This window comes from Polynucleobacter sp. MG-28-Ekke-A2 (assembly GCF_035012985.1).
Lineage (GTDB): Bacteria > Pseudomonadota > Gammaproteobacteria > Burkholderiales > Burkholderiaceae > Polynucleobacter.
Genome location: NZ_JAYGQU010000003.1, coordinates 22,988 through 48,857, shown reverse-complemented (window position 1 = coordinate 48,857; position 25,870 = coordinate 22,988). Strand labels below are relative to the sequence as shown.

Below are 25,870 nucleotides of genomic sequence, written 5' to 3'. Positions count from 1 at the left end.
ATGAACAGCACCGATTTAAGCGTACTCAAATCTGCCGTCGAATGGCTCCAAGCGGGTCAATCTGTTGCGATTGCAACCGTTGCCCAGACTTGGGGTTCAGCACCGCGTCCAGTCGGCTCCTGGCTGGCTATTCGAGCTGATGGGCAAGTTGCTGGGTCTGTTTCAGGTGGCTGCGTTGAAGATGACCTTATTCGTCGAGTCCAATCTGAAATCCTCACTCGCGATACCCCAGAAATGGTGGTTTATGGAGTAACCCAGCAAGAAGCTGCCCGTTTTGGTCTACCTTGTGGTGGCACGCTTCGCCTGCTAGTCGAACCAAAACCAGAATTGGCAATTTTAGAGAAGTTGCTTGCAAATATTTCATCCCATCACATTACGCGCCGCTCCGTAAATTTGGCTACTGGCAAATCCACCCTCCGTTTAGGCGATCGCAGCGATGAATTTGCTTGCACCGAACAAGAAATGAAAACCACCTACGGCCCCCGTTGGCGCATGGTGATTATTGGCGCTGGTCAGCTATCCCTATACACCGCGGATTTTGCGCTGGCTTCCGACTTTGAAGTCGTTGTGATTGATCCCCGTGAAGAATATGCCGAGGGTTTAAATCGCTCAGACATCACCTTTGTAAAGGGCATGCCAGATGATGTCTTGCTGGAAATTGGCGTTGACTCTCACACTGCTGTCGTTGCTCTTACACATGACCCTAAGTTAGATGACATGGCTTTGATGGAGGCCTTAAAGTCACCTGCCTTTTATGTGGGAGCACTCGGTAGTCGCAAAAATACACAGAAGCGCAAAGAGCGCTTACTCGAGTTCGACGTGAGCCAAGAACAAGTTGAAAAGTTACACGGCCCTGTTGGGCTTTATATCGGCGCACTCACTCCACCAGAGATCGCTGTATCGATTCTGGCAGAAGTGATTGCCGTTAAATATGGTGTGAGTATTTCGAAGAATACTTAGCTGATTTAACTAGCTTAGTTTGCTGTTAACTTGCCGTCTTTCAACCGCGGCTCAACAAAGTGGCCTTTGCGTGCGCGGTTACCTGCAAAAGACTTCAATGTTTTGGCATCAAGGCCGAGTTCAGTTGGTTTACCGGCACGTCCAGCGCCTGAATAGGTGGCACCATCCGACCCAACTGCGATAGCAGAAGCCAAGTGCTCTTTTTCATCCAAGCCCATCAAAATTACACCCTTACCGCCGGTTGGCAGACGCTTGAGTTCATCTAGTGGGAATACCAATAACTTAGAAGTTTCTGATAAGCAGGCAACTTGCTTCATACCTACTTTCACCTTGGCAGCACCTAAAGGAGCATCGCCAGGAACTTTAGCGTCCATGCTCAAGAATGATTTACCCGCTTTATTACGAGTAGTCATATCAGATACATTGGCCAAGAATCCATAACCTGCTCTAGTGGATAGCAACACTAAATCATCAGGTTGACCAGCGTAATAGGCAACCATTTGTGAGCCAGCAGCCAAATTGACGAAACTAGTTAATGGCGAGCCATCACCACGAGCCCCTGGTAATTCGCTGACAGGAACTGTATATACACGTCCGTCACTTCCAAAGCCCTGAATTACATCTACAGTTCTTACCTCGAAGGTAGCATATAAAGCATCGCCCGCTTTGAAGCCAAATTGGGTTGCATCGTGCTCATGACCTTGGCGAACACGTACCCAGCCCTTTTGAGAAACAATCACTGTAACCGGCTCATCAACGACCTTGGTCTCAGCAACGGCGCGCTTATCTTCCTGAATCAGGGTGCGACGATCATCGCCGAAGTCCTTCATATCGGATTCGATTTCTTTAATGATGCGCTTGCGCAATACGGCATCGTTTTGCAATAAACCCTCTAGGTCATCACGTTCAGCCTTAAGCTCTTTCAGCTCTTGCTCGATCTTGATGCCTTCAAGACGCGCCAACTGGCGCAAGCGAATGTCTAGAATATCTTCAGCCTGGCGATCGCTCAGCTTGAACTCTTTAATAAGATCAGCTTTAGGTTCATCGCTATTGCGAATGATCTTAATGACCTTATCAATATTGAGAAGAACGGTTAAGCGCCCCTCCAAAATATGCATACGGTCTTTGACTTTGCCTAAGCGGTGCTGAGTTCTGCGCGTCACTGTGGCAACTCTAAATGCAACCCACTCAGACAGAATTTCTTTTAAGCCTTTTTGCCGTGGGCGCCCATCGTTACCAATCATCACCAAATTCATTGGTGCATTGGATTCCAATGAAGTGTGAGCAAGCAATAAATTGACAAACTCATTGACGTCAATATTCTTACTCTTGGGCTCAAATACCAAACGTACTGCGGCATCCTTGCTGGATTCATCACGCACGCCATCGAGCACATTCAAGATGGTTGATTTAAGATTATTTTGTTCAGGTGTTAAGGTCTTTTTGCCTACCTTAACCTTCGGGTTGGTGATTTCTTCAATCTCTTGCAAAACACGCTGTGAAGATGTAGCTGGAGGCAATTCGTTAACCACGATCTGCCATTGACCTCGAGCGAGCTCTTCGACAGACCAACGTGCACGCACTTTTATACTGCCGCGACCCGCTTCATAAATCTGCGCAATTTCTGCAGCAGAAGAAATAATTTGACCGCCACCTGGATAGTCGGGACCAGGCATGATTTCCAATAACTCTGAAGTGCTCATCTTTGGAGACTTCATTAAAGCAACGGCAGCGGTAGCCACTTCACGCAAATTATGTGAAGGAATCTCGGTCGCCATACCTACTGCAATACCGGATGCGCCATTGAGCAATACAAACGGTAGGCGCGCTGGTAATAATTTAGGCTCCTGGAATGAGCCGTCGTAGTTCGGTGCAAAATCTACCGTACCCTCATCAATCTCACTCAGTAGCAAACCAGCAATCTTGGTTAGGCGAGCCTCGGTATAACGCATCGCTGCCGCGCCATCGCCATCGCGCGAGCCGAAGTTACCTTGACCATCGATTAATGGGTAACGCAATGAGAAGCTTTGTGCCAAACGAACTAAAGCATCATATGCAGATTGGTCGCCGTGCGGATGGAACTTACCCAATACATCACCAACTACACGTGCACTCTTCACCGGTTTTGCATCAGCGCGTAAGCCCATTTCGCTCATCGAGAACAAAATACGGCGCTGCACAGGCTTCTGACCATCAGATACATCGGGTAATGCACGTCCTTTAACTACGCTAATTGCGTAATCTAAATATGCACGCTCTGCGTATACCGCCAGAGTTAAGCTATCTTTTCCATCTTCATTGAGATCAATTGTTTTGGGGTCGTGATTGCTTGATCCACCACCTGAGGTAGCAGCTACAGCAGGAGCTTCATCTACTTCAACAATATCGATTTCGATCGGGCTAGAGAACAAGTCGGCCTGATCAGCCGGAGTATTTTTTCCAGGAGTCTTTTTAGTTGTCATTAGATATCTGCCTCCACTTCATTGCCGCGCTCTTCAAGCCAGTCACGGCGTGCACCAGACTCTGATTTACCCATCAGCATATCCATTGTTTTAAAGGTTTCGTCTTCAGTCCACGTGCCCAAAGTAACCGGTAGCAAACGACGTGTATCTGGATTCAGAGTGGTATCCCAGAGTTGCTCTGCACTCATTTCTCCTAAGCCCTTAAAGCGAGAGATCTGCCATGCAGTTTCTTTGACGCCATCTTTACGTAATTTATCCTCAATAGCCTGAAGCTCATTAGCATCTAAGGCATAAATCTTTTGCGCTGGTTTTTTACCGCGCGCCGGAGCATCCACTCTAAATAGTGGCGGTCTAGAAATATGTATATGCCCTAACTCAATGAGTTTAGGGAAATGTTTGTAGAACAAGGTTAACAGCAATACTTGAATATGCGCGCCATCGACGTCTGCATCAGAAAGAATACATACCTTGCCGTAGCGTAGATTGGAAAGATCGGGGGTGTCATTTGCTCCATGCGGATCCACACCAATCGCTACAGCGATGTCATGCACCTCATTATTGGCAAACAAGCGGTCGCGCTCAGCTTCCCAGGTATTTAATACCTTGCCGCGCAATGGCAGAATGGCTTGATATTCCTTGTTACGTCCCATCTTGGCTGAACCACCAGCAGAATCACCCTCCACAAGGAAGATTTCATTCATGCTGATATCTTCGCTCTCGCAATCTGTAAGCTTGCCCGGGAGTACGGCTACGCCAGAGGATTTTTTCTTCTCCACTTTCTGACCAGCACGAGTTCTCGCTTGCGCCTGCTTGATCACCAGGTCGGCTAACTTGCGACCGTAGTCAACGTGTTGGTTGAGCCAAAGCTCTAAGGCAGACTTCACATAGCCGGAAACTAAACGTACAGCATCACGAGAATTCAGACGCTCTTTAATCTGTCCTTGGAACTGAGGGTCCAATACTTTGGCTGACAGAATGAAAGATGCGCGAGCAAAAACGTCTTCAGGCATGAGTTTCACGCCTTTCGGTTGCAATGCATGCATCTCAATAAAGCCTTTAACAGCATTAAATAAGCCCTCACGTAAACCGCTTTCGTGAGTACCGCCTGCAGGTGTTGGAATCAAGTTCACATAACTCTCGCGCACTGGCGCACCATCTTCAGTCCAGCAAACAACCCAAGCCGCGCCCTCGCCTTCAGCAAAAGAATCTTCCTCTCCAGTACCGGTAGCGTATTGCTCACCCTCGAACGGAGGAATGACTTCAGCACCATGGCCAGCTTGCGCAATTGCTTCATTTAAATAACCGCGCAAGCCTTGCGCATATTGCCAAGTCTGGGTATCGCCTGATTTTTCTTGAATCAGGGTTACCTTCACACCCGGCAATAAAACAGCCTTGGAACGTAGTAGGCGAATGAGCTCAGGCATTGGAATCACTGAGCTATCAAAATACTTACCATCTGGCCATGCACGAACGCGCGTACCGTGTGACTTATCTTCTTTTGGAGAAGAAATCGTTTTGAGCTTTTCAATCACCTTGCCATCGGCAAAGGTCAATGTTGACATTTGGCCGTCACGCCAAACGGTGACTTCTAATCTTTTGGATAAAGCATTGGTTACTGAAACACCCACACCATGCAAGCCACCTGAGAATGCGTATGCTCCACCAGTACCTTTTTCAAACTTACCGCCTGCATGTAGCTGGGTAAACACGATCTCAACAACCGGCAATTTCTCAGTTGGATGCATTCCCACTGGAATACCTCGACCATCATCTTCCACGCTCACGCTGCCATCGCTATGCATCGTAACGATGATTTGCTTGCCAAAACCTCCTAAAGCCTCATCGGATGCGTTATCCAGCACCTCCTGAATGATATGGAGTGGATTGTCGGTGCGGGTGTACATTCCAGGCCGTTGACGGACTGGCTCTAGTCCTTTTAGGACCTGAATCGACGATTCGCTGTATTCGGAAGTTTTACGGGTAGCCATGCGCGCAAATTGTAGTCATGTCTGAGATCCAGACCGAATTTTTCGGGAATTCCCCTTTCATCCATGCCAAAATCGGGGGATGGGAGCCTTAAGTCATATTCGCGTTTTAGACCTTAGCCGTGTCTTGGCTGGTCCTTGGTGCGCTCAAAATCTTGCCGATTTGGGTGCGGATGTCATCAAAGTCGAAAGACCTGGGGTTGGAGACGATACCCGCCATTGGGGCCCTCCATTCGCCAAAGATGCCAATGGCAAGGAAACTGACGAATCTGCCTATTTTATTTGCATCAATCGCAATAAACGCTCCATTACGGTTGATATTGCCAAGCCCGAGGGTCAAGAGCTAATTCGCAAACTTGCGGCTGATTCTGATGTTGTCATCGAGAACTACAAAGTGGGTGACTTGGCTAAATATGGACTCGACTACGAAAGCCTGAAGAAGGTCAAACCCGATTTAGTCTATTGCTCAATTACTGGATTCGGTCAAACTGGGCCTTACGCCCATCGCCCTGGCTACGATTTTATTATTCAAGGTATGGGCGGCTTCATGAGCGTGACTGGTGAAGCTCATGACTTCGAGGGTGCTAGCCCACAAAAATCCGGGGTTGCGATCGCGGATATCTTTACTGGCATGTATGCCAGTACCGCCATTCTCGCTGCCATTGTGCATCGAGACCATACCGGTGAAGGTCAATACATTGATATGTCACTACTAGATACACAAGTAGCCGTGATGGCCAATGTATCGAGTGCCTACCTCACCTCAGGAGAAGTTCCGAAACGCTGGGGTAATGCTTCTCCGATCATTGTTCCCTATCAAACTTTCCCCACCTCTGATGGCTGGATGATTGTGGGGGCTGGTAACGATGGTCAATTTCGACATTTTGTAGCTGCAGGTGGCGAACCCCAGTTAGCGGATGACTCGCGCTTTGCAACCAACCCGCAGCGTGTTGAGCATCGCAAGCAACTCATTCCGCTTTTAGAACAAATGACGCGCAAGAAGACCAAAGGTGAATGGATTGCACAGCTTGAGAAAGCTAATGTTCCTTGTGGTCCGATCAATAACTTCAAAGAAGTCTTTGAGAACGAACAGGTAATTCATCGTGGAGTACAGATTGATGTACCACACCCGACCGTTGGCACTATGAAATTAGTTGCTAGTCCTATGCGTCTTTCTAAAACACCCACTGAGGTGCGAATGGCGCCACCAACATTGGGTCAGCATACGCAAGAGATCTTGCATGAACGTCTCAAGCTGGATGATCAAGCGATTGAAGTTTTACGTACTAAGGGGATCATCTAGGAACCATGACAACACAAACATCCAAAGCAGGGCTTTCGATGAAGGAAGTCCTCATTTATGGTGGACTCATGGTCACCCTATCGATGGGTATTCGTCATGGCTTTGGCCTCTTCAATTTACCCATTACTTCAGCCAATGGCTGGGGTCGCGAAACGTTTGCTCTGACTATTGCTTTACAAAATCTGATTTGGGGGGCTGTGCAACCAGTTACTGGGGCTTTGGCCGATCGTTACGGCGCATTTAAAATTATGGTTGCTGGTGGGATTGTGTACGCCCTAGGTTTGGCAGGCATGGCTATCTCTACTGATGTCATGAATTTTACATTGGCTGGTGGCTTACTCATCGGCTTGGCACAAACTGCCACGACCTACAGCGTGGTCTATGGAATCCTGGGTCGCAATGTGTCTGCGGAGAAGCGGGTTTGGGCAATGGGCATTACTGCAGCTGCCGGTTCATTTGGTCAGTTCCTCATGATTCCAGCCGAGCAAGGCTTGCTCAGCATGTTTGGCACCCAAGATGCACTACTAATGTTGGCGTTGATGGCAAGTTTGATGGTACCAACCGCATTCATGTTGCGTGAAAAGAATTTCACTTACAACCATAATCCAGGTGATCAGACGATTAAGCAGGCATTAAAGGAAGCAATGAGTAATCCAAGCTTTCGTTATCTGACCCTAGGTTATTTTGTTTGCGGATTTCAGGTAGTGTTTATTGCGGTGCATTTGGCGCCTTACCTTAAGGATCTGTCTTCTACCTATCCAGCTGTTGGGGCTCCGGTTGTTGCCACGACCGCCCTAGCCTTAATTGGCCTGTTTAATATCTTCGGCACCTATAGCTCTGGCATCCTAGGTCAGCGCTTCCCTAAACGCTATTTACTATCTGCAATCTATATTGGGCGTTCCATTGCCATTACAGCGTTCTTGTTATTGCCACCAACACCGATGAGCACTTATATCTTTGCGGCCATCATGGGCTTCTTGTGGCTCTCAACTATTCCACTGACCAACGGTATCGTTGCGCAAATTTTCGGCGTGAAGTATTTAACGATGCTTTCTGGCCTCATCTTTTTCTCTCATCAATTGGGCAGTTTCTGCGGAGCCTTCCTAGGCGGCTATTTATTTGACCAAACTGGTTCTTATTTAATTGTTTGGGAGATCGCGATTGGATTGGGCGTCTTTGCTTTCTTGGTTAATCTTCCCGTAAAGGAGCGAGCAATTCACAGAGTGGCCAATGCTTAAGAGAAAACCAAGCATTGGGGAAATCATTTTTTATGGGTTTGCTCTATTCGCTTTGTTGTTTGTTTTCTCGATGTACTTCGCACCCGATATGATGGTGGCAGTGACAAATCAAGTATGGGCGCTGTGTGGTTGGTAATTCGTGGTTTGTAATTCCTTAGAATTGACCTAGCACACTTTTTTATTTTTTAGCATCTCGCCGTAGCACAATGGATAGTGCACATGCCTCCTAAGCGTGGGATACAGGTTCGATTCCTGTCGGCGGGACCAAAATTTCCCAATACTTATCCACAGGCATTGTGGATAAATCCTCAAAAGTTTTCGTAAGTCACAGATTTGTATAGGTAGACCTAGCTTGCCTAATTTGTGTGCAGGATATCCTGCTCTATTTTGCGTGTTTGCTTATAAATATTTAAGTTAGTTCTTATAGGAATTTGTGTTATGCAGCTTAACCATTGGAGGCATGGAAAGGCAAGTTCCCTTACACTTAGACCATGACCAGCCTTTCAACCAGCACCTTAGCCGCCCTTGAGGAAATGCTCCAAAACACGGCGCGCTCTGCTCCTGCGGAATACCTGCCGATTTATTTATCCCGCGGCGCAACAGGTGAGCAACTCATTGGCCACCTCAATCCAGAATTTATTCCTTATCTGCAAGAGTCTTTACAAAAAGAATCCATTGCACTCATTGCCATGGGTCATGACAAACTCACCATTCAATTAGGCAAACCTAGAGATTTGTCTAACAGCCTTTATCAATTAGCCAATCGCATGAGACTGGGTGGATTTATTCCAGGCTGGCGTAACGAAGACTTTGCTTGGGTTGATCTAAATGGTCATAAATACTTTCGCATGGAGCGCGCTGCGTTTCGTACCTTTGGTTTTCGGAGTATGGCAACGCATATAAATGGTTACACCCGCGGCAACACCATTTGGCTGGGTAGACGCAGTGAAACTAAACCTACTGATCCAGGCAAGTTAGACAACTTGGCTGCCGGCGGAATTACTGCTGATGAAACACCCTGGGTCAGCGCACGACGCGAACTTTGGGAAGAGGCTGGTGTACCCGAACAAATCTCCGATCAGATTGAACCTGTGGGACGGATTCATATGCGCCGCCCATCTCAAGGTCGAGGCTTTCATGATGAGCAGCTATACATCTACGATTTAGAGCTGGCTGATAACTTTGTCCCCACAAATCATGATGGCGAAGTGAGTGGCTTTATTGAAATCTCCCTGCCAGAGGCTGCCGCCAGAATCCTGGCTGATGAATTTACCTCTGATGCTGCTTTTGTTACGGCTGACTTCATATTGCGCAGCAATAAATAGGGTATTCGCCTTGTTTAGCGCATCAGGGCTGCTGGTTGACTAGCGTCATGCCTTAAACCGTCAATTCGTGGTTAAATTCATCTTAAGGATGAAACAGGGGTGCCCTTCATAGCAGTTTTGCTAGAAGGCGCTGAGAAAGACCCTAGAACCCGATCCAGGTAATGCTGGCGTGGGGAGTTACATCAGACCGACACCCGGTTTCGTCCATCTAAAACAGCCAGGAGATGGACATGAGTACAGGCAACACCTCAACTAAAAACGCTAAACACGAGATTCCAAGCTTAAAAAGTTTGGAGCGCGACTTTGGGCAAAAGTTTGCCTATCCAGCCTCAACCAAAACTTATCTTCAAGGGTCAAGGCCTGATGTCAAAGCGCCAATCCGCATGATTGAGCAACTACCTACTCGCGTAGGTGAAGAAATGTTGGCAAATCCTCCGGTACCCGTCTATGACACTTCAGGCCCATACAGTGATCCTGATGTTGTGATCAACCTGGAAAAAGGTTTGCCAAGGCTGCGTGATGCTTGGATTGCTGAGCGTAATGACACCATCCAGTTGGCAGGACCTAGCTCTGAATACGGCGTAGCTCGCTCTCAAGATGAAGCTACTCAAAATTTACGCTTCTCTCATATCAGTGCACCGCGAGTCGCTAAATCCGGTCATAACGTGAGTCAGATGTATTACGCCCGCCAAGGAATCATTACTCCTGAAATGGAATACATCGCCCTGCGTGAATCTATGGGCCTTGAGCAGCTTCGCAAAGATCCAGCTTACAAGCAGTTATTGAAGCAGCACCCAGGCAAAGGTTATGGCGCCAACCTGCCTGACATCGTCACCGGTGAATTTGTGCGCTCTGAGATAGCTGCAGGCCGCGCGATCATTCCAGCAAACATCAATCACCCTGAATTAGAGCCAATGATTATTGGCCGTAACTTCCGCGTGAAGATTAACGGCAATTTAGGTAACTCTGCTGTCACCTCTTCCATCAATGAAGAAGTTGAAAAGATGGTGTGGTCTATTCGTTGGGGTGCAGACACCATCATGGATCTCTCCACTGGTAAACATATTCACGAGACTCGTGAATGGATTATTCGTAACTCTCCAGTACCTATTGGCACAGTGCCAATCTATCAAGCACTAGATAAAACCGGCGGTATCGCCGAAGACCTCACCTGGGAAATGTTCCGTGACACACTTATTGAGCAAGCTGAACAAGGCGTGGATTACTTCACCATCCATGCAGGTGTATTGCTACGTTACGTCCCGCTAACAGCTGATCGTATTACGGGTATTGTTTCTCGTGGCGGCTCGATCATGGCTAAATGGTGCTTGGCTCATCACAAAGAGAACTTCCTTTACACGAAGTTTGATGAGATCTGCGAAATCATGAAAGCGTATGACGTGTCATTTAGCTTGGGTGATGGCTTGCGCCCTGGTTGTATTGCCGACTCTAATGATGCCGCTCAGTTTGGTGAGCTTCACACCCTTGGTGAATTGACGGCTAAGGCTTGGAAGCATGATGTGCAAGTCATGATTGAAGGTCCTGGTCACGTTCCAATGCAGCGCATTGAAGAGAATATGACTGAAGAGCTGAAGCATTGCTTGGAAGCTCCTTTCTACACGCTCGGACCATTGATTACCGATATCGCCCCTGGCTATGACCACATCACCAGCGGTATTGGTGCTGCGCAAATTGGTTGGTACGGTACAGCAATGCTTTGCTATGTCACGCCAAAAGAGCATTTAGGTTTGCCAGATAAAGAAGACGTTCGTGAAGGCATCATTACCTACAAGATTGCTGCCCATGGTGCTGACTTGGCTAAAGGCTTGCCTGGTGCACAAGTGCGTGATAACGCCCTCTCTAAAGCACGCTTTGAATTCCGCTGGGAAGACCAATTTAATCTGGGCTTAGATCCTGAGCGCGCGCGTGAGTATCACGATGCAACACTGCCAGCTGAAGGCGCCAAGATTGCGCACTTCTGCTCAATGTGCGGTCCGAAGTTCTGCTCGATGAAGATCACTCAAGAAGTTCGTGACTACGCGGCAACTCTAGATGCAGATGGAAATCCAAAAGCGAAAGTTATTCCGATTACTGAAGTAGCTGACGCTTCTAAGGGCATGGAAGAGATGTCTGCAGAGTTCCGTAAACGCGGTAGTGAGATTTATCAATAAGCCAACTAGCTCAAAAGATAAAGATGACTAGTGCAAGCTTCACCGATAGTAAATATGCAATTGCTGGCGGCGGTCTGATGGGTCGCCTGCTGGCTGTTGCGCTTGCTAAAGGAGGTGCTCAAGTAGATCTCTTTGATAAAGGCGGCCCTGATGGTGCTCATGCTGCTGCGCGCATTGCTGCAGCGATGTTGGCGCCATTAGCTGAGTCTGCAATTACTGAGGATTCTGTTGTGCGCATGGGTTTGTATAGCCTGCCTCGCTGGAAAGAGCTTATTGCTGATTTGTCTAATCCGGTTTACTTTCAGCAAGATGGCACTTTGATTTTGTGGCATCGCCAAGATGCCAGTGAAGCCGAACGCTTTACTGCTCATTTAGAGAAGAACTGTCGCGCGAACGCTGATCTCAGTGCGCCACAAAAGCTCGGCAATGAAGCTTTGCGTGAACTTGAGCCTGGTGTTGCCGATCGCTTTACTCAGGGACTGTACTTACCCAATGAGGGGCAATTGGATAATCGCCAGCTATTGGATGCTCTCGCTAGTGAGTTAACGCTATTGAAGGTCAATTGCCACTGGCATACCGAAATCAACCCAACCGAATTGCGCAAAAAGACGGGCTATAAGGCCGTAATTGATTGCCGCGGTACGGGAGCTAAAGAAGCTTGGTCATTTGGTGACAAGCCCAATAGCTTGCGTGGTGTTCGTGGTGAGGTCATTCGACTCTATGCGCCAGAAGTGAAGTTGCATCGTCCTACGCGCTTAATCCATCCACGCTACCCGATTTATATTGCCCCTAAAGAAAATGATATTTATGTGGTGGGTGCAACGGAGATTGAGTCCGATGACTTGTCACAAATGAGCTTACGCTCTGCTATGGAATTGCTCAGCGCCGTCTATACCGTTCATAGTGGGTTTGCTGAGGCACGTATTTTAGAGATGGCAACGCAGTGTCGCCCTACTTTAAAAAATAATCTTCCAGAAATTCAATCACAAAGGGATACAGGGCTATCTGATTTGATCATGATCAATGGTCTATATCGCCATGGTTTTATGATTTCTCCTGCAGTGCTTGACTGCGCATTGGAACTTATAGAGCTCGGCACCAGTAAGACTGCATTGGATTTAGGGTTGAGTGTGACTCAAGATTGCAACCAGATTGAGGCGGTATGCGCGTAATCGTGAATCAAGTAGCTTATGAGTTGCCTAGCAAGAGTATGGTGAGTGATGCTCTAGCCTTGATCAATGCGAAGCCACCCTATGCCGTTGCCGTAAATCTCAACTTTGTGCCCAAGACTAAGCATGCAGACTTTGCATTAAATGAGAATGACCAAATTGAAGTGATTGCTCCAGTTACTGGCGGCTGATTAAGAACCAATTATTTTGCTATGAACGCTCCTTTACCTAATAACCTCAATAGCGCCGATACACTTGTCCTTTATGGCGAGAGCTTTGCGAGTCGTTTGCTATTAGGAACCTCACGCTACCCTTCTCCACAGGTGCTTGAGAACTCAGTAGAGGCATCTAACCCTGGCATGATTACCGTAAGTTTGCGTCGCCAGGGAACATCAACCGCTGAAGCGCATAGCGGCTTTTGGGATTTGCTCAAAAAGATGGCAGTTCCTGTTTTACCAAATACCGCTGGTTGCCATAGCCCACAAGAAGTCATTACCACCGCGCAAATGGCGCGTGAAGTGTTTGAAACCGATTGGATCAAGTTAGAGCTCATTGGCGATGATTACACTTTGCAACCAGATGTCTTGCGCTTAGTGCAGACAGCAGAGACTCTGATTAAAGATGGCTTTAAGGTTCTGCCGTATTGCACGGAGGATCTCATTTTGTGCCAACGTCTGGTTGATGTCGGTTGCCAAGCAGTCATGCCTTGGGCGGCTCCAATTGGTACCGGACAGGGGCCTTTAAATCCCTATGCCATGAAACTGTTGCGCGACCGATTAAAAGTTCCGCTCTTGGTGGATGCTGGTCTAGGACTTCCTTCTCATGCCTGCACCGTCATGGAATGGGGGTTTGATGGTGTACTACTCAATACCGCAGTAGCCTTGGCGGATGATCCTGTGGTAATGGCCAAAGCCTTTGCTATGGCGGTTGATGCAGGTCGTGCCACCTTCTTATCGGGCGCCATGAAGCCTCAAGAGTCTGCTCAAGCAAGCACGCCTTTGGTGGGTACTCCGTTTTGGCATCAATCGTAGTCGCAACAGGACACTAAGTTAAGTACACTGAACTCATGAGCCTCATTCGTGACCTTGCTGATCAAATCGTTGCTGCACATCGCAATGAAGATTTATGTATTCCGATTCCGACCTTTAGTCTGAACTCTCCGCCTCCACTGATTGATAACGAAGCAGCCGTCGATCACTACGAATTGGCAGGCGCACTAGCTGCCATTGAAATGGGATTTATCGAGTCTGATGCCAGAATTCTGGGTAAAGCATGGTCACGCATGACATTGCAAGATGGTGGCTTTAATCCCTTTAAATGGCCCAGCAGGCCAGAGCATTTTGATTTATTGCCCTGGACTCGCAATATGAATCCCAATGCCTTTAAAGAGTGTCCAAAACGCCTGGGCTTGTATGGAGTCATGCCGGATGCTGATTGGGTAAAGCGCATGGTCGATGCAGAGTTGCCGACGGTACAACTTAGATTTAAGTCAGACGAAAAGTCTAAGATCCGAAAACAAATTAAAGAATCTGTTGCAGCAGTCAAAGATAGCAAGACCTTGCTATTCATTAATGACTATTGGCAAGAAGCAATTGATGCTGGCGCCTATGGCGTGCATTTAGGTCAAGAGGATTTAGTAGATGCCAACCTAGAAGAAATTCGGGGTGCGGGCTTAAGGCTGGGACTAAGCACTCATGGCTATGCAGAGCTGGCTTATGCAGATCGCTTTTGCCCAAGCTACATTGCGATGGGCGCAGTCTTTCCAACAAATTTAAAGAAGATGCCTACAGCACCGCAAGGACTAGGTCGTTTATATCGATATGCTCAGCTCATGAGCAACTACCCGCTGGTAGCTATTGGTGGCATTGATCAAGATAGCATTCATGCAGTAGCAAAAAGTGGTGTTGGTTCTGTAGCTGTTGTGAGAGCCATTACCCAAGCTAAAGACCCTAAGGCAGCAGTTAAGCGCTTACAAGAATTAATGCAGGCTTAAATCGATTTAGGATTTATCAAATAACCCCAAAAGGTGCTCAACGAATTCACTTGCTTTAGCAACCGCCCATTGAGCATCCTCCTTGGCCACCAAATCACCTTTGTAATCACCCATTAAACGAAGATCCTCGACCCTGTTTAATGCTTTGCCGAATTCAATTGAGACTTGACCTGTTTTTACCAATTTCAAACTAAAAACTGATATGAGACCACTATGGGTTTTTGTATGCTCGACCGAATTTACCTCGCCCGAAGCAAGTAAAGCACCTCGAGCAGCGTCAAACATAGCGTAATAGGCTCGATTACATGCTCCATCGAAATCATCAGCATTTAATAGTATTTTTGCCGAGGCAGCTGCTGTTGTCGCTTTAATAAAAAGTTCTTTTGCCTTCAAAGCACAATACCTTCGTTTCGCACATTATTGATAAGGCTTGGATTTGAATAAGTTTCTGGATGATCCCATTCTTCCTGCCATATTGGTAGCGGCTGAATACGTATACCGGTCTCTAAAAGAACTTCATAAGCAAGGTCATCCATAGCAAATTTTGTCGCCATAAATGGAGTTGCTAGGCCTTTCAAAAGAATAGCAACATCGGCGTCACTTTCTACGTTATGAGTACCCCTAGCTCGACTTCCAAACAACAACGCTTTTGCTATTGGAAAGTATTGAGCAACCCTATCCATAAAAGCTGATGTAGCAGCTTTTGTTTGATCGTCAATGAAGAAATTGCCCATAACTTCTATTATCCAAAGAAAAAGATGTTATGGCAATTAAGGTCTTTAACATTGCTAGATTGAGGTTAAAAACACTGCTATGGCTTTGTTTTTTCGTCAAGTAGCGCAGTTGGGTAGAAATCATGCATATGCCAGAGGGGTCCTGGACCTTCACCAATACTCAAGAAGCGGCCTGCCTCTAAGCCTGCCTCTACATAGGCGATCGCCTTAGCAACGGCATGAGCTAGATCATGACCATCAGCTAGATAGGTAGCAATGGCAGATGCTAAAGAACATCCAGTGCCGTGCGTATTTACCGTATTGACACGATAGTGTTTGAATTCTTTTGACTGAACCACTTCAAGGCCGTCTTCAAGCGTACGCCACATTAAATAATCGGTAATTTGGGTATGCGTACTGTCTAAATGCCCGCCTTTGATGAGCACTGCTTGTGGGCCCATCTCGAGTAATTCTTCGGCGGCTAATTTGAAATCATTTGGACCGCTTATTTCGCGACCAAGTAGTAATGAAGCTTCATCTAAGTTAGGAGTAACGAGCAATGCCATCGGAAATAATTCAGTAATCATTGCTTGAGCGGCATCGTCACCACCTAAGCTAGCGCCGGAGGTTGCGCGCAAAACAGGGTCTAAAACAATACGTTTAACACCATGTTTGCGTAAAGATTTAGCAACTGTTCGGACTATTTCTGGGCTGGCCAACATACCGATTTTGACTATATCGGCGCCAATATCCATTAAAACAGCGTCGATCTGGGCTTCAACCACATCAAGATCTACATCCTGAATACGCGTTACACCCAAGGTATTTTGGGCGGTAATTGCCGTAATGACTGACATGCCGTAGCCACCAAGGGCGGTGATCGCCTTGAGGTCGGCCTGCAGCCCCGCCCCACCGCCGCTATCGGACCCAGCAATGGTCAGTACTTTGGGGATCTGCACAGAAGTGGGAAGAAGTGATTTCATCTTGCTATAATATCGGCTTATTCCTCGATAGCTCAGTCGGTAGAGCGCCGGACTGTTAATCCGTAGGTCCCTGGTTCGAGCCCAGGTCGAGGAGCCAAATAAGTAAAGCCCCTAGAGCAATCTAGGGGCTTTTTCTTTTGTAGTACGGGTAAGGCAACCCGCTTAGATCAAGCCCTTCTTGCGTAAATTGGCCAGGCGATTATTGAGAGTCTTAATAGTCAGGAGATTATATTTATCGCCATCTTTCCAAGCGCTGCCTTTCCATTCGATGCCTTCTGCTGTGACATTAGCAAAAGGCTCTTTACCTTCTTTTGCATAGCCTTCTAAGATGGCGATCAGTGCCGCCCGATCATCGGATCCACCAGCATCTTTAACCGCATCCAAAATGGGTTTGGTGATGGTATCGCCATAGGTAACCTTGGTATCCATATGATTTGGGGCTGCTGGTTCTTCGAAGATGTACTCATGTGGCCACTCAAAGACATTTCTGGCGGAATTTTTAACTGCCTCAGGACTCACTGCACCGCTCTCAGGATTCTTTGGATCAGTTGGTAGACTTAGACCTAAAATCCAAGCTTCAAATTCAGCAATGCGGCTGTAACGCTTTTCTTCGCTATCGCGCTTCTGTTCTTCTTGTGAAAGCAATAGAGTGACCCATGCCCAAGCAATATCTTTAGGTATTGCAAACTCTTGAGCCAAAATTGCACTGGCTTTTTTTAGGATGGGTTTGGATGTGAGTTTTGACATTACATTCTTTCTGAATTCGTTATGCTTTTATAGTAAGCGCCTTCAATTTAGGGTGAAAAGTCAAAGGGAAGTCTCCCCGTTCATCTTGACAATGCTCTCCACATCACCTGTAGGATACTCTTCATTAGCTAGCCGCCTACTTGTCAGGCCTACGCAAACCCAGTTCTAGAAGGCCCCAGGACTGAGTCATGGGGCAAATCAAACAAGTTCGGCCGTATTCACTAAAATAGCCGGATGACTAAGATTCCTGAACTCCTCGCTCCAGCCGGCAGCCTTTCCATGCTCCGTACTGCCTTTGATTTTGGCGCAGATGCCATCTACGCCGGACAGCCTCGCTATTCACTAAGGGTTCGTAATAACGACTTTGGCAAAATTGAGGTTCTCAAGCAAGGTATCGATACCGCCCATGAAATGGGCAAGAAGTTTTATCTAGTTTCTAACTTATTACCTCACGGTGGTAAGACGCGTACTTACATTAAAGATATGGATCCAGTCATTGCATTGAAGCCAGATGCTTTAATCATGTCTGATCCTGGCCTCATCATGATGGCTCGTGAAGCTTGGCCAGATATGCCAATTCATTTATCGGTACAGGCCAATACCGTGAATGGTGCTTCCGCTAAGTTCTGGCGCTCGGTTGGTATTAGTCGTGTAATTTTGTCCCGCGAACTCTCTTTTGATGAAATTGAGGAAGTACGTCAAGACTGCCCTGAGATGGAGCTTGAGGTATTTGTTCATGGCGCTCTCTGTATTGCCTACTCAGGTCGCTGCTTGTTATCGGGCTATATGTCTCACCGCGACTCCAATCAAGGCGCCTGCACGAATGCTTGCCGCTGGGATTACAAGGTGAAGCCTGGGCAACAAAATACGAGTGGTGATGTTGTACTGCTTCAGGAAGCACGTCGCCCTGATGACTTGATGCCAATGGAAGAAGATGAGCATGGCACCTACATCATGAACTCGAAAGATCTGCGAGCCGTTGAGCATATTGAGCGCCTAACTAAGATGGGTGTTGACTCTTTCAAAATTGAAGGTCGTACCAAATCACCTTATTACGTTTCGCGTACTGTGCAATCCTATAGAGCGGCAATTAATGATGCTGTAGCAGGCAAACCATTTAATACTGCATTATTAGGTCAATTAGAAGGTTTAGCCAACCGTGGTTATACAGATGGCTTTTATGAGCGTCACCATGACAAAGAGTATCAACTCTATATGCGTGGCCACTCCTTATCGGGGCGAAGCTTGTATGTTGGTGAAACGCTGGAGATTGACTCTGCTACGGGTCGAGTGAAGGTAGATGTTAAGAATCGTTTTTCTGTTGGTGACAAAATCGAAATCATTGAACCAAATGGAAACACGGATGTTGTATTGACTGAGATGTGGAATATGAAGGGCGAGTCAATTGATGTAGCCCCTGGATCGGGTCACTTTGTTTGGCTAAAAATACCAATGGCCACAACACATGCCTTTATTGCGCGCTATACACAAGAACCTGCACCAGCTGAAGTAGCTACTTCCAGCTCTTGCTCCACTTGCGGCGATTAACATCCCTATTTATCTTATTAAAGATTTTCATGACTAACAGCGCTAAGAACCCACCAAACAAACCCGGCTTGAAATTAAAGCTGGAAGATGAAATGAGGAAAGCGCTTGCTCTAACGCTTTACTTCGGCATTTGGTTCTGCGCGATTACCTTTATGGCTACAACCGCTTTAGAAGAGCGCCCTATCCCCCTGACCCTCTTTGGCTTTGCATTAATCAAAGCAGGCTTATCGGCAAAATTTATGCTAATTGCTCAGGCCGCCTATCCAATCAAGGTTGATAAAGCACATGGAATTGTTGGCCCTCTATTTATTGAGTCTATCGTTTACATTATTGTCATTATTGCCTTGAACTATATTGAGGCCGGAGTCGATGGCCTGATACATGGAAAAGAGTTTATTACCTCCATGGCCGCTTTTGGAAGCGGTGATCCATTAAGGGTATTGGCCATGTCGATTGTGTATTGGTTAATTGTTTGGCCTTACTTAATTTTTGTTGGGTTCAATAAGGTTGTTGGAAATACTGAAACACTTGCCGTCCTATTTGGCTCCAAAAAATAATTGCCATACTTGTATTGCGTGAGAATTTTTTGGCTCTGCTTGTTGGAACTCATTTGCCAACAAGCGTCCGCTCAAGAAATTGAAGCGCGCGCTTATTCCAATGCGCCCATAGGCATCAACTTTGTTACTGGCGGCATTGCTCAAGCTAAAAGCGGTTCTTACACGCTCACTACAGAGGCGGTAAATCTGACCCGCATCATTGATGTCTTCGGCCAGTCTGGCAGAATCAGCTTGTTACTACCCTATGCGCAGCTTTCTGGTACTGGCAGTCTTGGCCCTCAAAATATCAACGCATCTGCAGAAGGCTTATCCGATCCTGTTGTAAAAATCTCCGCCAATCTGTATGGCGCTCCAGCACTCTCGCTAGAGGAATTTAATAACTATAAACAAGATCTCATTATTGGCACTAGTCTTGCGGCTTCGATCCCATGGGGTAAGTACAACAGTGAGCAAATGCTCAATGTAGGCGCCAATCGCTCTCTTATTCAACCTGCTATTGGAGCATCTCAAGCAATCGGGCCATGGCGTTTGGAATTAGCAGGCATGGCTACCATCTACACCAACAACACTAGTTTTCTGGGAAGCAATACGCTCTCCCAAAATCCCATCTACTCCTCGGAAGCCCATGGGATCTATTACTTTGAGAATACAGCCTATATTTCTGCCGATGCTACCTACTTCATGGGTGGTCAGAAATATGTCAATGGCGCAGCAATCAGCGGCTCACAAGAAAATTGGCGTTTTGGCAGTACTTTTTCTTACCCTATTAATAAGCGCAATTCCATCCGCCTAACTGGTAGCAAAGGCGTCTACTCCAACACCAATACTGACTACACCGCACTGGGAATTTCCTGGCAGTACCGCTGGGGCGGCGGAGTGTAGGTATATAGGCTACTCCATCGCTACAATAAAGCCAAAGATCATTAAAAAGAGACACGAGACAATCATGAGCAATACACCAAAAGACTCTGCAGAGAGTGGTTTACGTAAAGGCTTAACTAGCTATGGCGATAAAGGCTTTTCTTTATTTTTACGTAAGGCTTTTATTAAAGGTGCTGGATATACCAATAGCGCTTTAGATCGCCCTGTCATCGGCATTATCAATACTGGCAGTGCGTACAACCCCTGCCATGGCAATATGCCTCAGCTTTTGGAGGCGGTAAAGCGTGGTGTGATGTTGGCCGGTGGTTTGCCGATGGAATTTCCGACGATTTCGATACATGAGAGTTTTGCTGCGCCTACTAGCATGTACTTGCGCAACTTAATGTCGATGGACACTGAAGAGATGCTGCGCGCACAGCCAATGGATGCAGTTGTCATGATTGGTGGTTGCGATAAAACTGTTCCCGCACAAATGATGGGTGCCGCTTCTGCAGGCTTACCCGCTATCCAACTGATTACCGGCTCAATGCTGACTGGATCGCATCGCAGCGAGCGTGTTGGTGCTTGTACTGACTGCCGCCGTTACTGGGGTAAATTCCGCGCCGGTGAAATTGATGAAGTAGAAAAAGATGAAGTCAATGATCAGTTAGTGGCCAGTGTTGGTACATGTTCAGTTATGGGCACAGCCAGCACCATGGCATGTATATCAGAAGCGCTGGGTATGACAGTTCCCGGTGGTGCAACTCCTCCAGCAGTCACTGCAGACCGTATCCGCGTAGCTGAAGAAACTGGTACTTGTGCTGTGAAGATGGCAAAAGAAGGTTTGACGATAGACAAGGTACTCACTGCAGACGCATTTGAAAACGCGATGCGTGTTTTGCTAGCGATTGGTGGGTCAACCAATGGCATTGTTCACTTAGCTGCCATTGCTGGCCGTATGGGCCTCGAGATTGATTTAGATGCGCTTGATAAGATGGGTGATGAGACCCCTGTTTTGGTTGATTTAAAACCATCTGGTGACCACTATATGGAAAACTTCCATGATGCTGGTGGCATGACCACCTTGCTTCGTGAACTGAAGCCTCTCTTGAAGCTTGATGCAATGACTGTTTCCGGCAGAACCCTTGGTGAAGAGCTTGATGCTGCTGCACCAAGCTTTAAACAAAATGTAGTGCGTCCATTTGATAAACCAATTTACCCACGCGGCAGTATTGCTGTCTTGCACGGTAATCTAGCACCTGGTGGCGCCATCATTAAGCAATCTGCTGCCAATGAAAAGCTCATGGAGCATGAAGGTCGTGCCGTAGTGTTTGAAGATGCTGCAGATTTAGCTAACCGTATCGATAGCCCAGACTTAGATGTCACTGCTGATGACATTTTGGTACTCAAAAATATTGGGCCTAAAGGTGCCCCTGGTATGCCAGAGGCTGGGTACATCCCTATTCCGATGAAATTAGCTCGTGCTGGTGTGAAAGATATTGTGCGCATCTCTGATGGACGCATGAGCGGCACTGCCTTCGGCACGATTGTGTTGCACGTTACCCCTGAATCCGCTATTGGGGGTCCATTAGCGCAGGTACGTAACGGTGATCGCATTCGTTTGAGCGTGAAGAATCGTGAAATAAGTCTTTTAATTTCAGATGAAGAACTAGCTAAGCGTATGAAAGATAATCCCATTACTTCACCGACTGCTGAACGCGGCTATAAGAAGCTTTTCTTGGATACCGTGACTCAAGCAGATCAAGGCGTCGACTTTGATTTCTTGAGAGCAGCGAAGATGGTTGGCAAGACTCCTTCATCCAAATAAAAGTTTTCAGTGATAAACGCCAATCTCTTGCGTAGAGGCATGAATCTATGGCCCCCGTTTCTGGGTGCTGGTATTACGGTTGAGCATATTGCTCAAGACTTTCGTCATGCCAAGGTACTTCTCAAGCACGGTCTGTTGAATCGCAATATTGTTGGGGTTCATTTTGGTGGCAGTCTCTTTGCAATGACCGACCCTTTCTTCATGATGATGGTCTCCCAGAATCTAGGTAAGGGTTACATTATTTGGGACCAGGCGGCCAAGATTGAATTTCTGAAGCCGGGCAAAGGGAAAGTTCATGCTAGTTTTGAAATTACTCAGGACCAATTGGATGAAATTGTTACTGCCGCAGAGCCTGGAGATAAGGTCTTAAGGGACTTTGTAGTCGACGTAAAAGATCAAGAAGATGATGTAGTGGCACGCATCACCAAGACTTTGTATATACGAAAGAAGATGAAGAAAAGCTAAGGCGTGTTGTTAGCTTTTTACTAATCGACTGATTGCTTTGTATAAGCGGGAGCATCAATAATACGCATCTCGCCTTCAATCCAGGCTTCCACCTCAAGCTGCAGCTGCTCTTCGGTTTTTCCCGCCACTGAGATCACTGGTCCAATAGAAAGAGTAATAACCCCGGGATGCTTTAAGAAGGAATTTCTAGGCCAAATGGCAGCAGAGTTCTGCGCCACCGGAAGAATGTCTGTTTGCGTGCTGATGGCAAGGCGCGAACCGCCTTTTCTGTAAGGCTTAAATGATCCACGTGGGGTTCGCGTACCCTCTGGATAAATGGCAATCCAATTTCCCTCAGATAAAACCACTTTGCCCCGTTCGTTGACAGCTTCTCTAGCTTTCTCACGATCGCCCCGATTGATATGAATCATCTTTAATGAGGCCAAAGCCCAACCAAAAAATGGCACAAACAATAATTCTCTTTTGAATACAAAGCAAAGCTGTCTTGGGAAAAATGCTGGGTAGACAAAGGTTTCCCATGCCGATTGATGTTTACCCAAAATAATTAATGCCTTATTAGGATCTTGGGGGATATTCTCAAAGCCCTTTATCTTTAGATCTATTCCACAGAAAAATAAGAGTGCTTTTTGGGTTAAACGACACCAAAATACGCCCATCTGGTAACGCGTGCTTCGACCCGTAAATGGGATGACCAGAATAATTGCGCTAGCAACAATGGTGACGGTTGTGAAACCAAATAAATAGAATAGAAAGGAACGCAGCCAAAGCATCACGATAATATTTTTACTAATAAAGCGCTAAAAAACTTATTTTAAATGATTGGCCTTTACGAGATGACCCTTGGCAATGCTCATAAATCCCTTAATTCACGTCTTAGGATTTTTCCAACATTAGTTTTTGGCAAATCAGTACGGAAAACAATATATTTAGGACGCTTATAGTTAGTGAGGTTCTCTTTGCAGAATGCCAAGATAGCTTCTTCTGTTAGGGCCTGGTCTTGCTTTACAACAAAAGCTTTGACAGCCTCACCAGAGTCTTCATCAGGCACACCAATGACAGCGCACTCCAAGATACCAGGAATTAATGATAGGACTTCCTCTACCTCATTTGGATAGACGTTAAATCCAGAAACCAGAACCATATCTTTTTTGCGATCCACAATCTTAGTGAGACCGTCGGCATTCATGATGCCAATATCGCCCGATTTAAAGAAGCCATCAGATGTCATGACATTCTTAGTTTCTTCAGGCTTATTCCAGTAACCCGCCATTACCTGAGGCCCCCGGATGCAAATTTCACCAGGAGTACCAAAAGGCACCTCAATGCCGTCGTCACCCAGGATTACAACTTCAGTGCTTGGAACAGGAAAGCCAATATAGCCAGTAAAGCTTTCGATTAAAGCAGAGTTAACGCAAGCAACTGGTGAGGTTTCTGAAAGGCCATAGCCTTCGGCAATAGGAGCACCAGTCATTTCTTGCCAATGATCAGCAACTACCTTTTGCATTGCCATGCCACCACCAATAGTGGCCAAAATATTAGGGAACTTCACAGAGGCAAATTCTGGTTTGTGCATCAGTGCATTAAAGAGAGTATTAACACCAGGGAAAATATTGATATTTGGATGCTTCTTCAATAGTTTTATGAAGCCATCAAAATCACGTGGATTAGGAACCAAAACTAACAGACCACCTTTGCGCATTCCCAATACTGAGCAGGCTGTTAAAGCAAAGATGTGATACATCGGTAACGCACATAAGAAAACCAATTGATCCACTTTTTTACGCTTTAATCCTGGCTCAAGCCAAAGCTCTGTCTGAATAACATTGGATAAAATATTTTTATGCAGAAGAATCGCGCCTTTAGATAAACCAGTGGTGCCCCCTGTGTATTGCAAAAAGGCAATGTCCCCTAAAGAAGTGTTGGGTTTATTCCAGTGATGACGACTGCCCTCACCTAAAGCAGCCAAAAAAGTAATATGGCCGGGGAGATCCCATGCAGGCACGAGTTTTTTTACATTGCGCACTACAAAGTTAACTACAGAGCCCTTCAGACCAATCATTTCACCAAGTGAAGTAACGATGGTCTTTTTTAATGGCACATCAGCAGCGATGTGCTGGTATACATGTGCAAAGTTTTCTAAGATGATTAAAGCTGAAGCGCCGCTATCTTTAAGTTGGTATTCCAACTCACGAGCGGTATAAAGCGGATTAACATTGACCACTACGTACCCAGCACGAAGAATGCCGATCATCGCAATTTGAAATTGCAAAACGTTTGGCAACATGATTGCCACACGAGCACCAGGTTCTAAACCCAGGTTTTGCAAGTAAGAGGCAAAGTGCTTGGAGTGCTGATCAAGCTCTCGATAGGTTAAGAATTTATCTAGATACTCACAGGCACGTCTATTTGGATAGCGCTCAAAGGCCTCCTCAAACATATCCAACAAAGAGTTATAGCCAGAGATATCAACATCATGAGGCACACCCTCAGGATAGTGTTTTAACCAAGGTTTTGAGGGATTAACCATGAGTTACTTTCGGTCTCGATCTAGTTTTACTTATAGTCAGATTGTTAAATCTGTATGACTCATTCTAATCACAGGAACAATAAATCTAAAGAAAAAGCCCTCTGCGATGAGAGGGCTTTGACTTTTGATACACAAAGATTAGAAGCGATATCCGACACCAACCAAAATATCGGTACCAACACCGCTAACAGTCATACCTTGCAGTTGAGTGCCTGTTGTAAGGGTTGCCGTTAAAGACTTTGTACCATAGGATGCGTAGTTTACTTCTCCAAAAGCATAGAGCGATTGAGTGATCATTTGCTTGTAACCTAACCCTAAAGTGTAGCCAGTTAAATTAGTGCTTTGATATGCAAGAGTTGGGCCATTAAGTCCAATAGTGGCTCCTGTATAACCAACTTTGGCATATGCTAAGCGATCCTTATCGATTGCATAGCCAGGGGTGAGAACAATACTATAGAGATTTTTAACGTTATAAGTCGCTGTTGAGCTACCGCCTGGAATTGCAACATTATATGCAGGATTACCATTTGCATTGGTCATAGTAGTTGGAGCAACAGATAGCTGACCAGTTGCCGATGAGCTTGCGCCAGGATAATAAGTTGCAGCAAGACCTAAAACCCAAGTTTCATTAATACCAAAGTTATAACCTGCAGCCAAATTGACCAATCCAGTATTGACATTGTTTATGCTGCTGGCTGAGGCGCCTTGTGAAACAGTAGAGGGGTATCCAGTATTGGCCGGCAAGCCTGTTGGGGTTACAGCGCTACCGCTACCAATTTTTGGTGTAAATACTCCGAAGCCAACACCAATCTGACCATAAGCACCTTCCCATGCATTCTTCTTAGCCGACTGCGCATGAGCACTCGTTGCGAATACACCAGCCATTGCTAAAGCTAAGACGCTAATTTTTACTGTTTTCATTTATGTCTTCCTGTATTTATTTTGTAATAAATCTGTAACAACACCTCGAATCTTAAATATCTTTTTCTGAATTTGTATCTCGGGTTTTCCCTCTATTAATTGTGCAGCGCATTA

The 25,870-nt window shown here is 46.3% G+C and carries 23 protein-coding genes, 2 tRNA genes and 1 riboswitch; of the genes, 16 read left to right on the top strand and 9 right to left on the bottom strand.

Translation table 11 applies throughout. The features are described 5' to 3' along the window. Positions 1-960 carry an XdhC family protein gene (locus VC188_RS03305; RefSeq protein ID WP_323483016.1) on the top strand — a complete coding sequence of 320 codons (960 nt, stop codon included), beginning with the start codon at positions 1-3 and terminating at the stop codon, positions 958-960. A gap of 14 nt (positions 961-974) precedes the next feature. Here the strand turns inward: VC188_RS03305 and parC are convergent, their stop codons facing one another. Continuing rightward, positions 975-3,350 carry a DNA topoisomerase IV subunit A gene (parC, locus tag VC188_RS03300; protein ID WP_323483099.1) on the bottom strand — a complete coding sequence of 792 codons (2,376 nt, stop codon included), beginning with the start codon at positions 3,348-3,350 and terminating at the stop codon, positions 975-977. Between the two features lie 71 nt (positions 3,351-3,421). Then, positions 3,422-5,410, bottom strand: coding sequence for a DNA topoisomerase IV subunit B (locus tag VC188_RS03295; RefSeq protein WP_215322099.1), 1,989 nt, complete (start codon positions 5,408-5,410; stop codon positions 3,422-3,424). Between the two features lie 79 nt (positions 5,411-5,489). On the opposite strand from VC188_RS03295, the gene VC188_RS03290 reads away from it, so the two are divergent. From VC188_RS03290 to thiE, 9 genes are all read left to right on the top strand, one after another. Further along, a complete protein-coding gene (locus VC188_RS03290) occupies positions 5,490-6,710 on the top strand; it encodes a CaiB/BaiF CoA transferase family protein (protein ID WP_216156374.1) in 1,221 nt (406 codons plus the stop codon). Positions 6,711-6,715: 5 nt separating this feature from the next. Further along, positions 6,716-7,948 (top strand): MFS transporter, encoded by a 1,233-nt coding sequence (locus VC188_RS03285; RefSeq protein WP_323483015.1) that lies wholly within the window; start codon positions 6,716-6,718, stop codon positions 7,946-7,948. A gap of 192 nt (positions 7,949-8,140) precedes the next feature. Next, positions 8,141-8,215 (top strand) — tRNA-Arg (locus tag VC188_RS03280). A gap of 224 nt (positions 8,216-8,439) precedes the next feature. Further along, positions 8,440-9,273: an NUDIX hydrolase gene (locus tag VC188_RS03275; protein WP_323483014.1), complete on the top strand. Its 834-nt coding sequence runs from the start codon at positions 8,440-8,442 to the stop codon at positions 9,271-9,273. An 85-nt stretch (positions 9,274-9,358) separates the two neighbouring features. Then, a riboswitch (TPP riboswitch) is annotated at positions 9,359-9,466 on the top strand. A 37-nt stretch (positions 9,467-9,503) separates the two neighbouring features. Continuing rightward, positions 9,504-11,444 carry a phosphomethylpyrimidine synthase ThiC gene (gene thiC / locus VC188_RS03270; protein ID WP_251368548.1) on the top strand — a complete coding sequence of 647 codons (1,941 nt, stop codon included), beginning with the start codon at positions 9,504-9,506 and terminating at the stop codon, positions 11,442-11,444. Positions 11,445-11,467: 23 nt separating this feature from the next. After that, positions 11,468-12,616 carry an FAD-dependent oxidoreductase gene (locus tag VC188_RS03265; RefSeq protein WP_323483013.1) on the top strand — a complete coding sequence of 383 codons (1,149 nt, stop codon included), beginning with the start codon at positions 11,468-11,470 and terminating at the stop codon, positions 12,614-12,616. Further along, positions 12,607-12,804, top strand: coding sequence for a sulfur carrier protein ThiS (gene thiS / locus VC188_RS03260; RefSeq protein ID WP_072582372.1), 198 nt, complete (start codon positions 12,607-12,609; stop codon positions 12,802-12,804). Before VC188_RS03265 ends, thiS begins: the two co-directional genes overlap by 10 nt. Positions 12,805-12,825: 21 nt before the next feature. After that, positions 12,826-13,644 (top strand): thiazole synthase, encoded by an 819-nt coding sequence (locus VC188_RS03255; protein WP_215322088.1) that lies wholly within the window; start codon positions 12,826-12,828, stop codon positions 13,642-13,644. 35 nt (positions 13,645-13,679) lie between these two features. Further along, positions 13,680-14,606, top strand: coding sequence for a thiamine phosphate synthase (gene thiE, locus VC188_RS03250; protein WP_323483012.1), 927 nt, complete (start codon positions 13,680-13,682; stop codon positions 14,604-14,606). A gap of 6 nt (positions 14,607-14,612) precedes the next feature. Here the strand turns inward: thiE and VC188_RS03245 are convergent, their stop codons facing one another. From VC188_RS03245 to thiD, 3 genes are all read right to left on the bottom strand, one after another. Further along, on the bottom strand, positions 14,613-14,999 hold the full coding sequence (locus VC188_RS03245; protein ID WP_323483011.1) for a HEPN domain-containing protein: 387 nt from the start codon (positions 14,997-14,999) through the stop codon (positions 14,613-14,615). Then, positions 14,996-15,340 carry a nucleotidyltransferase domain-containing protein gene (locus tag VC188_RS03240; protein WP_323483010.1) on the bottom strand — a complete coding sequence of 115 codons (345 nt, stop codon included), beginning with the start codon at positions 15,338-15,340 and terminating at the stop codon, positions 14,996-14,998. The genes VC188_RS03245 and VC188_RS03240 overlap by 4 nt, the downstream gene beginning before the upstream one ends. A gap of 77 nt (positions 15,341-15,417) precedes the next feature. Beyond that, on the bottom strand, positions 15,418-16,302 hold the full coding sequence (gene thiD, locus VC188_RS03235) for a bifunctional hydroxymethylpyrimidine kinase/phosphomethylpyrimidine kinase (protein WP_323483009.1): 885 nt from the start codon (positions 16,300-16,302) through the stop codon (positions 15,418-15,420). Positions 16,303-16,323: 21 nt separating this feature from the next. Here thiD and VC188_RS03230 point away from each other — a divergent pair. Beyond that, positions 16,324-16,399, top strand: a tRNA-Asn gene (locus VC188_RS03230). Between the two features lie 65 nt (positions 16,400-16,464). On the opposite strand, the gene VC188_RS03225 is transcribed toward VC188_RS03230, so the two are convergent. After that, complete coding sequence (locus VC188_RS03225; RefSeq protein WP_323483008.1) at positions 16,465-17,049, bottom strand: hypothetical protein; 585 nt, start codon at positions 17,047-17,049, stop codon at positions 16,465-16,467. 234 nt (positions 17,050-17,283) lie between these two features. On the opposite strand from VC188_RS03225, the gene VC188_RS03220 reads away from it, so the two are divergent. From VC188_RS03220 to VC188_RS03200, 5 genes are all read left to right on the top strand, one after another. Further along, positions 17,284-18,597, top strand: coding sequence for a peptidase U32 family protein (locus VC188_RS03220; RefSeq protein ID WP_216264381.1), 1,314 nt, complete (start codon positions 17,284-17,286; stop codon positions 18,595-18,597). A 29-nt stretch (positions 18,598-18,626) separates the two neighbouring features. After that, on the top strand, positions 18,627-19,154 hold the full coding sequence (locus tag VC188_RS03215) for a hypothetical protein (RefSeq protein ID WP_323483007.1): 528 nt from the start codon (positions 18,627-18,629) through the stop codon (positions 19,152-19,154). A gap of 42 nt (positions 19,155-19,196) precedes the next feature. After that, positions 19,197-20,036, top strand: coding sequence for a transporter (locus tag VC188_RS03210; RefSeq protein ID WP_323483006.1), 840 nt, complete (start codon positions 19,197-19,199; stop codon positions 20,034-20,036). A 64-nt stretch (positions 20,037-20,100) separates the two neighbouring features. Continuing rightward, positions 20,101-21,843: an IlvD/Edd family dehydratase gene (locus VC188_RS03205; RefSeq protein WP_323483005.1), complete on the top strand. Its 1,743-nt coding sequence runs from the start codon at positions 20,101-20,103 to the stop codon at positions 21,841-21,843. Positions 21,844-21,882: 39 nt separating this feature from the next. Then, entirely contained in the window at positions 21,883-22,308 is a 426-nt protein-coding gene (locus VC188_RS03200) for a DUF4442 domain-containing protein (RefSeq protein ID WP_323483004.1), read from the top strand. Positions 22,309-22,328: 20 nt separating this feature from the next. Here VC188_RS03200 and VC188_RS03195 read toward each other — a convergent pair whose 3' ends face one another. From VC188_RS03195 to VC188_RS03185, 3 genes are all read right to left on the bottom strand, one after another. After that, positions 22,329-23,078: a lysophospholipid acyltransferase family protein gene (locus tag VC188_RS03195; protein ID WP_323483098.1), complete on the bottom strand. Its 750-nt coding sequence runs from the start codon at positions 23,076-23,078 to the stop codon at positions 22,329-22,331. 80 nt (positions 23,079-23,158) lie between these two features. Further along, entirely contained in the window at positions 23,159-24,835 is a 1,677-nt protein-coding gene (locus tag VC188_RS03190) for a long-chain-fatty-acid--CoA ligase (protein ID WP_323483003.1), read from the bottom strand. 138 nt (positions 24,836-24,973) lie between these two features. Continuing rightward, positions 24,974-25,756: a hypothetical protein gene (locus tag VC188_RS03185; RefSeq protein WP_323483002.1), complete on the bottom strand. Its 783-nt coding sequence runs from the start codon at positions 25,754-25,756 to the stop codon at positions 24,974-24,976. Positions 25,757-25,870: the final 114 nt, after the last annotated feature.